The sequence below is a fragment of the Acinetobacter pullicarnis genome, assembly GCF_006352475.1.
GTDB classification, from domain to species: Bacteria; Pseudomonadota; Gammaproteobacteria; order Pseudomonadales; family Moraxellaceae; genus Acinetobacter; species Acinetobacter pullicarnis.
Map to the genome: position 1 here is coordinate 142,884 of NZ_VCMZ01000001.1, position 15,548 is coordinate 158,431.

Annotated in this window: 12 protein-coding genes and 1 pseudogene; 5 read left to right on the forward strand and 8 right to left on the reverse strand. The window is 40.0% G+C overall.

What is annotated here, in order from left to right; translation table 11 throughout:
• Positions 1 to 62: 62 nt before the first annotated feature.
• The 3 genes from rph to FD716_RS18790 all read left to right on the forward strand — a co-directional run bounded on the left by rph (position 63) and on the right by FD716_RS18790 (position 3,583).
• Positions 63 to 779, forward strand: coding sequence for a ribonuclease PH (gene rph, locus FD716_RS00650; RefSeq protein ID WP_139850493.1), 717 nt, complete (start codon positions 63 to 65; stop codon positions 777 to 779).
• Positions 780 to 1,098: 319 nt separating this feature from the next.
• The gene (locus FD716_RS00655; RefSeq protein WP_139850494.1) at positions 1,099 to 3,264 is read left to right on the forward strand and encodes a phosphocholine-specific phospholipase C; all 2,166 of its coding nucleotides are present in this window, start codon (positions 1,099 to 1,101) and stop codon (positions 3,262 to 3,264) included.
• A gap of 166 nt (positions 3,265 to 3,430) precedes the next feature.
• Positions 3,431 to 3,583: a hypothetical protein gene (locus FD716_RS18790; RefSeq protein ID WP_171476968.1), complete on the forward strand. Its 153-nt coding sequence runs from the start codon at positions 3,431 to 3,433 to the stop codon at positions 3,581 to 3,583.
• A 48-nt stretch (positions 3,584 to 3,631) separates the two neighbouring features.
• Here FD716_RS18790 and FD716_RS00660 read toward each other — a convergent pair whose 3' ends face one another.
• The gene (locus FD716_RS00660) at positions 3,632 to 5,491 is read right to left on the reverse strand and encodes an LTA synthase family protein (RefSeq protein WP_139850495.1); all 1,860 of its coding nucleotides are present in this window, start codon (positions 5,489 to 5,491) and stop codon (positions 3,632 to 3,634) included.
• A gap of 163 nt (positions 5,492 to 5,654) precedes the next feature.
• Positions 5,655 to 6,503 (reverse strand): carboxylating nicotinate-nucleotide diphosphorylase, encoded by an 849-nt coding sequence (gene nadC / locus FD716_RS00665; RefSeq protein ID WP_139850496.1) that lies wholly within the window; start codon positions 6,501 to 6,503, stop codon positions 5,655 to 5,657.
• A gap of 172 nt (positions 6,504 to 6,675) precedes the next feature.
• Here nadC and ampD point away from each other — a divergent pair, with 172 nt between their 5' ends.
• Both ampD and murJ read left to right on the forward strand, forming a co-directional pair.
• Positions 6,676 to 7,260: a 1,6-anhydro-N-acetylmuramyl-L-alanine amidase AmpD gene (gene ampD / locus FD716_RS00670; protein ID WP_139850497.1), complete on the forward strand. Its 585-nt coding sequence runs from the start codon at positions 6,676 to 6,678 to the stop codon at positions 7,258 to 7,260.
• Positions 7,261 to 7,321: 61 nt separating this feature from the next.
• A complete protein-coding gene (gene murJ / locus FD716_RS00675; protein ID WP_139850498.1) occupies positions 7,322 to 8,863 on the forward strand; it encodes a murein biosynthesis integral membrane protein MurJ in 1,542 nt (513 codons plus the stop codon).
• A 104-nt stretch (positions 8,864 to 8,967) separates the two neighbouring features.
• Here the strand turns inward: murJ and FD716_RS00680 are convergent, their stop codons facing one another.
• The 6 genes and pseudogenes from FD716_RS00680 to FD716_RS00705 form a co-directional block, all read right to left on the reverse strand.
• Positions 8,968 to 9,744: an FKBP-type peptidyl-prolyl cis-trans isomerase gene (locus tag FD716_RS00680; RefSeq protein ID WP_139850499.1), complete on the reverse strand. Its 777-nt coding sequence runs from the start codon at positions 9,742 to 9,744 to the stop codon at positions 8,968 to 8,970.
• A 46-nt stretch (positions 9,745 to 9,790) separates the two neighbouring features.
• Positions 9,791 to 10,366: pseudogene (locus FD716_RS00685) on the reverse strand (FKBP-type peptidyl-prolyl cis-trans isomerase); the annotation flags it as partial.
• Between the two features lie 311 nt (positions 10,367 to 10,677).
• Positions 10,678 to 11,409 carry an FKBP-type peptidyl-prolyl cis-trans isomerase gene (locus FD716_RS00690; protein WP_139850501.1) on the reverse strand — a complete coding sequence of 244 codons (732 nt, stop codon included), beginning with the start codon at positions 11,407 to 11,409 and terminating at the stop codon, positions 10,678 to 10,680.
• A 174-nt stretch (positions 11,410 to 11,583) separates the two neighbouring features.
• Positions 11,584 to 13,773, reverse strand: a complete 2,190-nt coding sequence (locus FD716_RS00695; protein ID WP_139850502.1) for a polysaccharide biosynthesis tyrosine autokinase — start codon at positions 13,771 to 13,773, stop codon at positions 11,584 to 11,586.
• 20 nt (positions 13,774 to 13,793) lie between these two features.
• Positions 13,794 to 14,222, reverse strand: a complete 429-nt coding sequence (locus FD716_RS00700; RefSeq protein WP_139850503.1) for a low molecular weight protein-tyrosine-phosphatase — start codon at positions 14,220 to 14,222, stop codon at positions 13,794 to 13,796.
• Between the two features lie 5 nt (positions 14,223 to 14,227).
• On the reverse strand, positions 14,228 to 15,322 hold the full coding sequence (locus FD716_RS00705; protein ID WP_171476969.1) for a polysaccharide biosynthesis/export family protein: 1,095 nt from the start codon (positions 15,320 to 15,322) through the stop codon (positions 14,228 to 14,230).
• Positions 15,323 to 15,548 lie beyond the last annotated feature (226 nt).

Genomic DNA, 15,548 nt, shown 5'->3' on the forward strand with positions numbered 1-15,548 from the left:
TCTTTAAACCCGCTTCTGCTATACTGGTTCGCAATTAACTTGAGTCGTGATAAGGAAGATTTATGCGTATTGACCAACGTGCATTAGAGCAATTACGTGATGTAAAAATTACTCGTAACTATACACGCTATGCTGAAGGTTCGGTTTTGGTCGAATTTGGTCATACCAAGGTGTTGTGTACGGCCAGTGTTGATCATTCAGTCCCTCGTTTTCTAAAAGGTCAAGGCCAAGGTTGGGTCACTGCTGAATATGGCATGTTGCCACGCTCGACACATACACGCAGTGATCGTGAAGCTGCACGTGGTAAACAAAGTGGACGTACGCAGGAAATTCAACGTCTAATTGGACGTAGCTTGCGTGCTATGGTGGATCTCAAGAAATTAGGTGAGAACACCATCACGATCGATTGTGATGTTATTCAAGCTGATGGCGGAACGCGTACTGCTGCGATCACTGGTGCTGCAGTTGCTTTGGTTGATGCAATGAATGTATTGCTTGAGAAAAAGAAAATTAAGCATGATCCATTAAAAGGTTTAGTCGCTGCGATTTCTGTGGGCATATTTAAAGATGAAGCATTACTCGATCTATGCTACGAAGAAGATTCAAACTGCCAAACTGACCTAAACGTGGTAATGACCCAGTCTGGTGAGTTTATTGAAATTCAAGGAACTGCGGAAGAAAAGCCATTTACACGTGCTCAATCAAATGAAATGTTAGAGTTGGCTGAAAAAGGCATTAAAGAATTAATTGAAAAGCAGCAACAAGCGCTCGGCTGGTAAGCTGCAATTTATTTTTAACGCGAGCTCACTTGCAGATATACAACGCATCTTCGGATGCGTTTTTTATTGGAAATTCAATCACATCACTAAACTGTAATGCAACTATCATAAATTCGTCATCGTCATTCTATTGACTATACTGATCTTAAATTTAGGGATGGGGCGATGCGAATATTTACTTTAATTTTTTTAATGCTGAGCGGCAGTTTATTGCTCAGTGCTTGTAATAACGATAACGACGATAAAGGCAAGGGGCCAGACACCGTACCTTCAACATGTAAAGTGCACTGTGCGCCTTAAAATAAAAAAGGATAATAAAATGAATCGTCGCGACTTTCTTGTAAATTCAAGTAAAACCATGTTCAGTGCAGCAGCATTGGCAAGCTTTCCAGCAAGTATTCAAAAAGCCTTAGCCATTGATGCAAAGGTAGAAACAGGCACGATTAAAGACGTGAAGCATGTTGTCATTTTGACTCAGGAAAATCGTTCTTTTGATAATTATTTTGGCACCTTGAAAGGTGTACGTGGCTTTGGCGATCGGTTTACCATTCCTTTAAGTGATGGTCGTCAGGTTTGGGAACAATATGATGATAAAAAGAATAAAGTCTATCCCTATTATCTAGATAGCCGTTTAGGCAACGCCCAACGGGTTAGTGGTACACCACACTCATGGCGTGATGGACAAGATGCTTGGGATATGGGCCGTATGGGGGATTGGGTTAAGCATAAAAAACCGCAATCGATGGGCTATTTCAAACAGCAAGAACTTGAATATCAGTTTGCTTTAGCAAATGCATTTACGCTATGTGATGCCTATCACTGTGCCATGCATGCAGGGACCACTCCAAACCGTAAATTTATTTGGACAGGAACCAATGGACCAACTGGTGCAAATGTTGCAAGTGTCGTCAATGAATTTGATAGCATTGGTCCATCACAAGTGGGTTATGAATGGAAAACCTATCCTGAACGCTTACAGCAGGCGGGTGTGAGTTGGAAAATCTATCAAAACATGCCAGATAACTTTACTGATAATCCCTTGGCTGGCTTTAAGCAATATCGCCGTGCCAATGAACAATCGGGGCAGCCGGTAAGTCATTCAGCTGCATGCCCACCCTATGATGAAGCGATTGATGCCAAAGAGCCGCTGTATAAAGCCATTGCCAACACCATGCCAGATGGTGGTTTTCTAGGCACATTCAAACAAGATATTGCGGAAGGAAAGCTGCCACAAGTCAGTTGGATTATTGCACCAGAGACCTATAGTGAGCATCCTAGTCCGTCTAGCCCTATACAAGGTGCGTGGTATACCCAAGAATTACTTAATGCGCTTACTGATAATCCAGAAGTCTGGAGTCAAACGGTACTGTTGATTAACTTTGATGAAAATGATGGTTATTTTGACCACGTTCCTTCTCCAAGTGCACCATCACGAGATCAAAATGGCAAATTGCATGGCAAGACCACGTTAACGGCTGAACAAATTTCTTATGAGTACTTTGATCATAAAAAAATTGAAGGGTCAACAGCACAACCACAACCAGATGGTGGTGTTTACGGGCCAGGTATCCGCGTACCGATGTATGTGATTTCGCCGTGGAGTCGTGGTGGTTGGGTCAACTCACAAGTCTTCGATCATACTTCTGTAATTCAATTTCTAGAGCAGCGATTTGGGGTGGAAGAGCCCAATATTAGTCCTTATCGCCGAGCTGTTTGTGGTGATCTCATGTCCACCATGAATTTTAAAGCACCGAATACCAGTCCTTTGGTGAACTTAGCGGGGCAAAAAAGTAAGCAAGAAGCTGATGCGATCCGTAAGGCACAAGAGCAACAAGCGCAGGTCAGCCGACCATTGACTCAGGTTTTCCCACGTCAAGCGTTTGGTGTACGCCATTCACGGGCTTTGCCTTATATCTTACATAGCAGTGCTTTAGTCGATGTGGCTGCACAGTCTGTGAAATTAATGTTTTCTAATACAGGAACGCAAGCTGGGGTATTCCATGTCTATGACCGACTTAATTTAACGGCAATTCCGCGTCGCTACATGGTTGAGCCAGACAAACAGCTAGATGATATTTGGACGACACATAACGGTCGCTATGATTTATGGGTTTTGGGGCCGAATGGCTTCTGTCGACATTTCTGTGGTGATCTTAAACAAACCCGTCAAATTGAATCATTAGCAGAAATTAGAGTTTGTTTAGAAGACTGTAAGGCAAAAATCATTTTAAAAGTTAGAAATGATGCTGGAAAACCGGTCAAGCTCAAGATTAAAGCGAATGCATATTTACCACAACGTACTTGGACGATTGATACTGCGAGCTCAGAGCAAGAAATCAGTTGGGATATGACCGAGTTTGGTGGCTGGTATGACTTTACCGTGAGTTTGAGTGATGATCCAAGTTTCTTGCGCCGTTTTGCTGGACGTATAGAGACTCAACAGGACTCTATTTCAGATCCTTATATGGGACATATTGAACTCTAGTTAAATGACGATGCTTGAAGATAGCGCCATTTTGGCGCTATTTTTTACAGAAAAATAACGCTAGATACCGAAGCGTTAAACTAAAAATAATGGATGTTACATACTCTTCAAGTTCTAGCCACCTCAGTTTTTTAAGGTCTTAGCTTTAGTAAAAGAATGTAGTTCAATGAATGCTTTGATTATTTTATTCAGTGTGATGGCTTTGGTTTTTGTGATTATAGATCCTTATCGAGATGATCCGCAGAGCAATACCGAAACAACAGCAAATCATCATTCACAAGTGACAGAAACTCAGCTGTCTGATGATGAAAATGTTTGACCCAGTGATCAGACCAACTTAAGCCGCAAGAGAATTCTTGGTGTTGGGCTAGGATGCGGCATGTACTGCTTTTAAATGTTGATAGGTCCAGTTCTTACCGTTCATCACATCCATATTTAAATCTTGATAGGCTTTGAACATTTGTTGCTGGATCGTTGTGGACTGGCATTGCGGTGTTCGTGGCTGTTCAGTCTGATGCACTGCGGTATAGCAGTTATTGATTTGCTGAATCAGTTGGTAATAGGGGGAAAGGGGCAGATGTGCTGCCGTTAAAACTTTCGATGCTAAAAAATGTGCAGGAATATATTCACCTTTGAGCTGTTGTCGATCAATAGGAAAGTTACTCCAAACCGCCAAGGGGGTGCTAAAGAATTTAGGATCTTTCTTTTCTGCTTTTTCCTGAGCCGAGGCAAAAAAACCATACTCATCATAAACATTTTGCAAGTTAGGTAAATGATCACCAAAAAACACGATCAGTGTTGGTCGATCAAGTTGTTCTACGGTCGCAATCAGTTGTTTAAGCTTTTCATCTGCACGCTGCATCCCCATTAAATAGGTGTTCAACTGACGTTTGGTTGGATCACTCACCCCCGGTTTCGTGATTTTAAAACCATCTTTTCCAAAGCGATCATCATTATACATCGGGTGATTTTCGACACTAATCGCATAGATAAATTGCGGTTGATCGGTTTGCTTCAGTTGTTGATTAATACTTTCATAGAGTAAATCATCATTGGCCCAGCCAGCCTGATTAATATATTTTCTACGATCCGCAGCACTTACCATATTTTCAATGGAAATAAAGCGTTGAAAGCCAAGATGTTGATAGACGGCACTGCGGTTATAAAAATATTGACCATTATTGTGCATGGCGGTGCTGTCATAGCCCAGTTCATTAAAATACTCGGCAAGTGAATAGATTGGTCTTTTGATTTTTGAAACATACATCAATTCATTGTGATTTAAATAGATGTTCAAACTGGTCAGCGCTTCAAACTCGACGTTTGCTGTTCCACCACCAAAACTCGGTGACAGCATTTGAGAAACTTGGTTTTTATTGATGGTTGGAGTGATATTTTTGGGAATTGAGCGATCAAGTTTTGTGGCATCCCAGTGTGATTCACTCATCACAAAAATAACGTTGGGTAAGGTCTCTTGTTGGGGGGCTACTGTTGGGTTATCTAAGGGTGGGGGCGTTAATAAAGTATCTATCCGTGTTTGCGGAATGACTTCTGTCTGAAAGATCTTATTGTTTAAATTGTCTACAGATTTGGAGAAGAAAAAGGTACTAAAACCAAGTGACTTAATGGTGAGGTGATCTCCAACCCAGTCACCTCGCGTATTGGGGAGATAGCCAGTATATTTGCAGAGTTGTGACTGCTGCGCGGTACCGCAATAACCACTAAAATTATTTTTAAAATTCGCGGTAATAAAAAAAGAAATGATGCTGACAGAAAGTATCGCATTCACCAAAATGAGACGCTTTTGTTCCGACTTTTCTTTGCGATATAACCAAATAAAAAAACCAAGGAATACAGCAATTGCAGTAAAAGTTGCAATTTTGAGTGGCAGTGGTGCTGCAGTAAGTGTTTCTTTGACCAAGAAAAAATCACTAGGTACCAAACTTGCTGAAAGAAAATTTTCTTTTTGAATATTAATGAAGCTCAGCGAGAACACCAAAAACTGACTCAGTAAGATGGTCACCCAAGTTTTACGTAATAATAAATATAAGCCTGAAATTAAGGCATAGTTGAGTAATATGGAAAAACCATATTTAAATAAGCGCAGTTTTTGTTGGGCAGCACTTTGCGATAATAGGCGTGATAAATCATCTTGAACCAAGAAAAAAATGAATACGGATAAAAAAGCCACGACAAAAAACATGACTTGTTGCTTAAATAGCGTCATTAATTTCAATCAAGATTCGAGAGTGAGGTCAGGTATTATAGGCGTCTGGATCTTTTTTTCAATATCGATTGGTTTTTATACAAAGAAAACAGACAAATGTACGGTTATTGATCTCCTGAACAATCGCGCAGAAGATCAACATAACTTTGAAATATAATAGAATTTAAGCAGTTTCAAAGCGCATAGACAGATCAATTGCTTGTACGTCTTTGGTCAGTACACCCATTGAAATATAATCTACGCCTGTGCTGGCGACTTCACGTAAATTGGCAATGGTAATATTTCCAGAGGCTTCTAATTTACAGCGACCTGCGACATGCTGTACGGCATCGATCATTTGTTGTTGGCTGAAATTGTCCAACATCACGATATCAGCTTTGGCTTCAAGTGCTTGATTGAGTTCATCCCAAGTTTCAACTTCAACTTCGACCAATTTTCCGGGTGCAATCTGATGGGCTTTGGCAATGGCTTCAGCAATGCCACCCGCTGCCATAATATGATTTTCTTTAATGAGAAAAGCATCAAATAAACCGAGGCGATGGTTTTGACCCCCGCCAATTGCGACTGCATATTTTTGTGCAATGCGTAGACCGGGTAAGGTTTTACGCGTATCTAAGAGTCGGGTGTTTAAACCATTAAGCTGCTGTACATAACTGGCCGTTTTTGTTGCAACGGCAGAAAGTGTTTGAATGAAATTGAGTGCTGGGCGTTCAACCGTCAGTAAGCTACGTGCGCTACCTTTGAGGCTTAAGAAAACCGTATTGGCTTGAACACGATCACCTTCATTTTTAAGCCACTGAACTTCTACACTTGGATCAAAGGCTTGGATCAATGCATTCACCCAAGGTTGTCCCGCTAAAATCATTTCTTCACGGCAGAGCACCGTTGCTGAGGCTTGTTCATCTTCTGGCGTCAATAATGCAGTAATATCACCTTCGCCAATATCTTCCTGTAAGGCCTGTTGAATATTGATTTGGATTGATTGTTCTAGCAAAGATTGCGGTATAGCCATTGAATGTCCCTATGAGATGTCGCCAAAATTTGGACATAATTTTAGCATCAAGCGTGGTGTTATGGATAAGTTTTTGTTTTGTGGGCATTACAGTTAAGCTATGCTGCGGGATATTGACCCATTTGCTCCGTTTGGGTTAAGACAACAACCTTAAAAAGATGAGGACAATTGCATGCAGACAGCAACAGCATTTCAGGTCATTGACGGACGTTTACAAGGGGCGAGACAAATTACTTCGCCGAATGCGAATCAACGTCCTGACAATACTGAAATTCAACTCATCGTCATTCACAATATTAGCTTGCCGCCTGCTCAATTTGGTGGTGGCTACATTGAGCAATTTTTCCAGAATCAATTGGATTGGTCAGTTCATCCGTATTTTAAAACGATAGAAGGAATGCAGGTTTCTGCACATTTATTGATTTTAAGAACCGGTGAGGTGCTACAGTTTGTTAATTTCAATCAACGTGCTTGGCATGCTGGTCGCTCGAGCTACTTGGCAAAACAAGAATGCAATGACTATTCGATTGGGATTGAGCTTGAGGGGAGTGATGATACTGATTTTGAAGAAATTCAATATCAAGTATTAACGGATGTGGTGTTGCAACTACAACGTGCTTATCCTAAAACCATTGACCATATTGCAGGACATTCCGATATTGCTGCAAAGCGTAAAACCGATCCAGGCCCTCATTTTCATTGGAATCGTTTTCGTCAGTTGTTGAAGCAAAAAAAACAAGCCAATCAAGCTGAATGATTAACGAATTTTCTTTTTAGTTTGATTACAATAGCAACTTTATTTGAACTGGGTGTAAACGATGGCGCTATGGCGATCTACCTTCATCGTGAGTGCAATGACGATGGTTTCCCGTGTGTTAGGACTGGTCCGAGACATGGTGTTACTGAATGTCTTTGGTGCGGGTAAAGACTTTGATACCTTCGTCGTGGCTTTTCGGATTCCTAATTTTTTTCGGCGACTTTTTGCCGAAGGGGCATTCTCTCAGGCCTTTATCCCTGTATTGACCGAGTATAAAACCCAGCGTATACATGCTGAGGTGCAAATTTTAGTGAGTCGAGTATTTGGCTGTTTACTCACAGTCATGTCTTTACTGACACTGGTTGCAATGATTGCCGCACCCGTCATTATTTATGCATATGCCCCAGGTTTTCATAATGATCCTGCCAAATTTGATTTGGCGGTCGACCTGTTTAGGCTAACGATTCCTTATTTATTGTTTATGTCGCTGACTGCTTTTGCCAGTAGTATTCTCAATAGTTATGGTTCATTTTCAACACCTGCATTTGCACCAGTACTGTTAAACATCACCATGATCGCTGGTGCATGGTGGCTATCACCGCATATGGCTGAGCCGATTATGGCATTGGGCTGGGCGGTTGTGGTCGCAGGGGTATTACAGTTAGCAATACAAATTCCTGAATTATGGCGTAAAAAACTGCTTATCCCACCTAAAGTTGATTTTAAGCATGAAGGGGTAGAGCGGATTTTAAAATTGATGTTACCTGCTTTATTTGGGGTATCCGTTACTCAGATTAATTTATTGCTCAATACCATTTGGGCCTCGTTTATGCAGGATGGCTCAGTCTCTTGGCTATATGGTGCGGAGCGTATGACCGAATTGCCGTTGGGCCTAATTGGCGTGGCGATTGGTACCGTCATTTTACCGTCACTGTCAGCACGTCAAGCAGAACAAGATCAACAGAAATTTAGGGGCATGTTGGATTGGGCTGCACGGGTTATTGTTTTGGTTGGTGTGCCCGCGAGTATCGCATTATTCATGCTTTCTACGCCAATTATTCAGGCGTTATTTCAGCGTGGTGAGTTTAGTCTCTATGATACGCAAATGACGGCATTGGCATTGCAATGTATGAGTGCAGGAGTCTTGGCATTCATGTTGATCAAAGTCTTTGCACCAGGATTCTATGCAATGCAAGACACCAAAACGCCAGTACGTGTTGGCTTAATGGCTGTTGCTGCGAATGCGATTCTCAATGTGATTTTGCTTGGGATTTTTCATCTTATTGATTGGCAAGCACAACATATGGCCTTGGCGATTGCTTCGTCAGGCTCAGCTTTAGTTAATGCAGGCATGCTCTATTATTATTTGCATCGTCGTAATATTTTCCGCTTTGGCCCGCACTGGAAAAAGCTCGGATTACAGTTTTTGGTCGCCAATGTGCTTATGGTCGTTGCTTTATATTATGGTCTGACTTGGTATGACGGCACCTTATCACAATGGATTCGCATTCTTGAGGTAGCTGGGCTCTGTGTGTTGGGCGTGGTGGCTTATGGCGTTGGTTTACTGGTTATGGGATTCCGCCCACGCCAACTGAAGCACTAAATCCTGAATAATAACAAACCATTATTGTATATAAAGAAACCAGCGATAGGCTGGTTTCTTTATGACGTTATGCTGTTGATCAAATGCGCTCTTCGCTTTCTTGGTCAAGGAAGGATATTAAGTAGTTCAATATCAAAAATTAGGGTGCTGTTAGGACCGATTGCATCACCGGAGCCCATTTCACCATAGGCCAATTTTGATGGGATATACAGGCGATATTTAGAACCTTCTGGCATCAATTGTAGCCCTTCAGTCCAACCTGGAATAACTTGGTTAACTTGAAATTCTACAGGCTGATCACGGGCAATTGAGCTATCGAATACGGTGCCATCTAATAAGCGACCTTCATAATTTAGCAAAACCTTCGATTTTACTGACGGCTTTTTCCCTTCACCAGACTGAATGATTTGATACTGTAAGCCTGAACGTGTGGTTTTAATATCAGTTTTTTTCGCATTCCCATCAAGAAATGCTTGTCCAACTTTGGCATTGTCTAATGCTAATTTTTTGAAGTCATTGAAGAGTTGTGCATCAATATGTTTTTTATATTGCAAGAGCACTTTTGCCATTTCTTCATCTGTTAAATCAGAGGCTTTCCCTGTTGAGCCCTGTCTTATTCCTTGAATAAATGCGTCTAAATTAATATCTTTTAAAAATTCAGCATTTTCAACATTTGTTTTTTGCTCAGCTGAATTTTGTTTTAATCCTTGAATAAACACATCCAAATTTTTATCTTTTAAAACTTCCGCATTATTACGACCCATAATGTAGCCATAACTATAACCCAATAGTATTTGCGGTGAACTATGATTATTAATCGTGGCAGAATAACTCACTGAACACATGAGAATAAGCGGAATACTGAATAACGTTTTTTTCATGGTTTTTATTCCAAAAAAGGAGAGCAAAGGCTCTCCTTCGTAAAATTTATTTAACGGTAATAAGTTCTACATCAAAAATCAAAGTGCTATTGCCGGGAATTGTACCTGGAATGCCATTTTCGCCATATGCCAATTTTGCAGGAATATACAAGGTCGCCTTGGTGCCTTCTTTAAAGTTTTGGAAGCCTTCAGTCCAACCTGGAATGACTTGGTTCAATTGAAACTCAACTGGCTCTCCACGTTCATAAGAGCTATCAAAAACAGTCCCATCAAGGAGTTGGCCTTTATAATGCACCTTAACTGTAGACTCGGCGGTTGGTTTCTTCCCTTTACCAGCAGCACTAATTTTGTATTGCAAGCCTGATGAGGTTGTGATTACTTTTGGTTTTTTTGCATTCTCAGTGAGGAATTTTTGCCCCGCAATTGCTGCTTCACCTGCAATCAATGCTTGTTTTTGCTGTAATTCATTCTGGAATATTGTATAGGCTTCTTTCAGCTCTTGCTCTGTATAGGCTGATTTTTCTTTTGCTGAACCGGCACGATAGCCTTTAATGAAGGCATCTTGATTGAGACCAGGTGGAGTTTGTCCAGCAACTTCAAAACCAATGGCGTAACTGACTTTTTCAAGCGCTTTTGCATCAGGTGCTGCGGTTACGGTAGGAGCAGCATAGCTACCTGAACTTGCCATAATAAATGTGGCTAAAAGTAATTTCTTATTCATATCGCATTCCCATATTGAAAGTAAGTACTCTCGTTAAAAGTATATTGGTTAAATCAGTTTAATAGCAAAAATCAAAATGGTATTCACAAGGTCTTCCTTTGGAGTCGCTTATTCGTTATGAGTAAGTTTTCAGGAATGTATCACGTTGCTAAAATTAGTTTTTGCTGACTTTAAATTGCAAAAAGGAGAGCAATTGCTCTCCTTGAAATCTCTTAATTAACTTGAATGAGTTCTACATCAAAAATCAAAGCACTGTTGCCTGGAATTTGTCCAGGAATGCCTTGCTCACCATAAGCAAGTTTTGCAGGAATATATAACGTTGCTTTGGTCCCTTCTTTAAACAGTGGGAAAGCTTCAGTCCAACCTGGAAGTACTTTGTCTAATGCAAACTGAACTGGTTCGCCGCGCTCAAGTGAACTATCAAAAACTTTACCATCTACAAATTGGCCTTTGTAGTGCACAGTAACTTTAGATTTCGCTGTTGGTTGTTTTCCTGTCCCTGGTTGCGTAATTTTATACTGTAGGCCAGATGCCGTGGTGACTACACCAGGTTTGGTTGCATTTTCAGTGAGGAATTTTTGACTATCAACTTCTGCTGCTTTCGAGAGGGTTACTTGTTTTTGTTGCATCTCAGTTTGAAATTCAACATAAGCTGTTTGTAACTCTTGTTCTGTATAAATTGGTTTTTCTTTTGCACGACCAGAGCGATAGCCTTTAATGAATGCATTCTCATTAATGTCTGGTGGTGTTTGCCCTGCAACCTCATAGCCTAAGGCATAACTAATTTTTTCAACAGCGGCTACGTTTGTGCCACTTACTTTCGCTGTTTGTGTTTGTACCTGCGTATCCTTGCTTTCTGTTGAATTTTGGGTCGCATAGTAGATTGGTACAAGTGCAGCGCCGCCTAGAAGAACGGCAATAGTAATGGGTAAGGCTTTGCTCATAAGAGATCTCAATTTTAATCTTGAAAACAAATTGCTTTGACTGAGTTTAGTGATAGAAGCATATACCGTCTATATTCAAAACAATATATATTTACAATGAAATCAACTAAAAACATACATATATTACAGAAAAAAAAGCTAGATCATAAATCTAGCTTTAGGTCTGACTGGGGGCTAATCCTCTTTATGGGATGTGTAGGCATAAGCATAATTATAATTAGAACTACTGCCTGGTAACTGCTGAATATCATTGAGAATAACCCCATTGACTTTCGATCCAGCTTGCTCAAATCGATTCACTGCAAGCTCGACTTCTTTCATCTGCGTTTTAGCATAACGTGCCACAATTAAGTTCACCCCAGCATATTGTGAAATAATAATCCCATCAGTAACTGCCAAAATAGGTGGTGTATCGATAATGATGTGATCATATTGATTCGATAGTTCAGAAAGTAGTTCACTGAACTGAGTAGAAGACAACATTTCAGATGGATTACTTGGGTTTTTACCACGTGCAATAAAATCTAAATTGGCAATTTCAGTTGGATAAATACATTGCGCTAGACTGATCTCTTGGTTTAAAAATTCAGTTAAACCCGGAGTGTTGTCACGATTGAAGTATTTATGCAAATAACCACGTCTGAGGTCAGCATCAATAAGTAATACTTTTTTATTACTTTGCGCAAAAATAGCAGCCAAGTTGGTTGAAATAAAAGATTTACCGACTTCAGGTGCAGGCCCAGAAATAGAAATAATATTATTCTTGGCATTGGCCAAAGAGAAATGAATCGTCGTTCGAATACTTCTTAGACTTTCAACGGCAATATCCTCACCGTTCTTAACTGCCAAGACAGGAATTGACTTCTTCTTCTTCAGCATTTGAATACGACTTTCCTGAATTGGAGAGCGAGGTACAGTGGCATAAACCGGTAAGTCTAATTCATTTTCAATTTGTGCAGAGTCTTTTATACCCGTATGTAACATGCTGCGTAGCAATGCAATCAGTACACCAACGAAGCCACCAACAAAAATAGATAAAATTAAAATAATCAATTTACGCGGTTTAATCGGTTTAATCGGTTCTACTGCAGTATCGATAATGCGGACATTACCAATTTCACCGGCTTTCACAATTTTCAGTTGCTGATAGCTATTGAGCAAAGAGGTATAGAGTTCGGTATTGACTTTAACATCACGGTAGAGCTGTAAATAAAGGCGTTGTAACTCGGGCAAACGTCGAAGAGTCTGATTTAACTCTTGCGTTTTAACATTGATCTCACCCAGTTGAGCATTAATTTGAGACATTAATGGGTGATCTTCTGTATATTTCGCCATCAATTCAGCTTGTTTCTGTTTTAACTCAATTTTAATTTTTTCAAGTTCAATATTCTGTTTTAAGAGTAATTCAGATTCTTGGGTGACATCAACCGTATTGTGCTGTTCACGGAATTGGTTGAACTTAATTTCAGAATCAACCAATTGTTGTTTGAGTTCGGGTAATTGTTTATCTAAAAAACTTAAAGTTTGTTTTGACTCTAAGGATTTACGCTCAATATTTTGCTCATGATAAATACTCAACACATTATTGAGGACTTCAGTAATGTGCTCTTTGTCTTGACCAGTATAGTTTAGACCAATGACGCCCGTCATTTTACCTTTTTCAGCCACTGAATAATGAGCGGTGAAGAGACTAACTGCGGAAGGGAGTGATAGCTTGGTTAAAGTAAAGCGATTTTGAAATGCCCCTTGGTCTGTAATATTAACTTTCCATAAACCTTTACTGTCACTGAATTCATTGAGTGCATTAAGTTTTCCAGTAAATACAACTTGATCTTTATAGCTCAGAGTAAACTGATTATTTTTAGTAAATGTAAGCATCAAAGGCTTATCTAGATAATAATTGGGAACATCTAATTGCTTAATCTTCAGCACTGACTGGTTTTTCTGGAAAATAACAGCATCTGCAGTATGTGTAAGTTTAGACTTATCTTGAGAAATTAGACGTTGAAACGTTGTATTTTGATCATCTTGTATTTGAATATCAAGATTCAAATTTTTGATGACTTGGCCAAGTACAAGGCGGGATTTTAAAATTTCAATTTCAGCATCTGCTGGAGATTTCTGCATTCCACCAGAGAGGTCTTTTAATTGTCCAAGAAGCGCGGCAGACGCTGCACTTTTACCGTCTTCGACCTGCACTAAGGCATCCGTTGAATAGGTCGGCAAGGTTGTACGTAGATATAATAAAGCACAGATCAAACTGAAGACAATACAGAGCGCAATGACTTTCCATTGTGTAATCAATGAAAAAAACAGTGCTTTTAGATCAATGGTATCGTCATTTGTTTTGGAGTTTTGATTCATAGTTAATAGCTAATTAAAATTTAAAGATGAGATTGCCAGTCCAAAACAGAGCTTTGAATGAGGCGACATGTTTCATTAAAAAATGCTTGATCATGTTTATAGGGATCTGCGACATTTTGACCCTGCCAGTGCCCCAGACGAAAGACTTTGCCTTTTGCAAAAGGCCAAGTTTGCTCAATGTGTTTTAACTGGTTGTTTGACATTACAAGTATGAGATCTGATTTTTTAATCAAATCTGCATTAATTTGCTTCGCAATATGCGCATCCATATCAATCTGAAGATGCTTCATGCAAGAAATCGCTTTTTCATCTGCAGGATAGCCAACCATTGCGGCTAATCCTGCTGACTTAATGTCTAGATACGGATGTTGTTGTTTTAAGAGATATTCTGCCATTGGACTTCGACAAATATTTCCAACGCACACCACCAGTATCTGTTTAATTTGCATAACAATTATTTACCTAACTGATCAAAGCTATATAAGGCACTTGAGAATGGAATAATTTGATTGACAACACGCTGCCAACGAGTAAGTCCTGTCGCATCAATATAAACAATATCATTTTTTTGCATTGGGAATTGATTGGCTAAAGCCAAATTACCCAGGTTACTTAAATCGAGATGGTAAATCGTTGAAGTTTTGCTATTTAAATCTGTGCGCATAACGAAGATCCGTGCTGCACTTGCCGATAAGGGGTTAATCCCTTCGCTTTCACCAAGAACATCACTGAGGGTCATACCTTGGTCACGGAGTGCCAATGCTTGACTACGACTGGATTCACCCATCACATAAAGCTTTTGATCTTGCCGAGTATTTACAAATAAGGTGTCATTGGCTTGAATCAATAGATTGTGTAATGACAGCCCCTGTCGCTCTAAGGTAATGGCATTTAAATTGTAAGTTTGACCGTTACGTATCAACTGTATATTGGTGTTGTCACCAGTCTTGCTATCAACACCGCCAGCCATACCGAGTGCCGTGTAGACGCTAATTTGCTGGTCATTTAAGGAGTATTGACCACTTTTCATCACTTGACCGTTTACAAAATAACGGCGGCCTTCGTAGGAAAGTACTCGGACGACTACATCTGGGTGTTTGAGATAACGCGCGAATTGACTTCGGATATAGCGATTCGTTTCTGCTAGTGTTTTACCTGCAACATGGAGTTGACCAACCAAGGGAAGTTGAATGTTGCCGTTAGAGTCGATCGGATAGCCTGTGGCTTTGGCATTTGCAATATCTTGAATGGGTGGGGTTATTTCAGGATAAGCCCAAAGCTGAATAGAAAGCACATCACCAGAGCTTAAGGTATAAGCTTTTTGTCTGTGATGAAAAAGCTCAGTAATTTGAGCTGAATTATGCTGAGTATTGAGCGAGATTGTTGGAATATTTTGTTGGGTCAATTGCAGTACAGAGACTTCTGCACCTTGGTCCGTTTTATACTGACCTTGTGCAGGTAAATCATAGGTCTGGAGACCTGATGTAATTGCACAACCAGTAAATAATAATGAAATCGATAGCAAAAATGATGTGCGCTGATACTTCACATTCAAAACCCTTATTTGTAATACGCCGTTACTTAGAATCTTTGTCAGCCATGAATTGTATTCTATTCTTTCCATATTGGATATGTTTAATCCATCTTTTCATTGTGATCTATCTGAAAAATAAAACGTAATTTTATTTATGCAGATTGGCACTTGACACTTTTTTTATTAGGTATTTCAAGGTGAAAGCCTTTATAGCACTCAGTTTGCATCATATGTGTTTTGA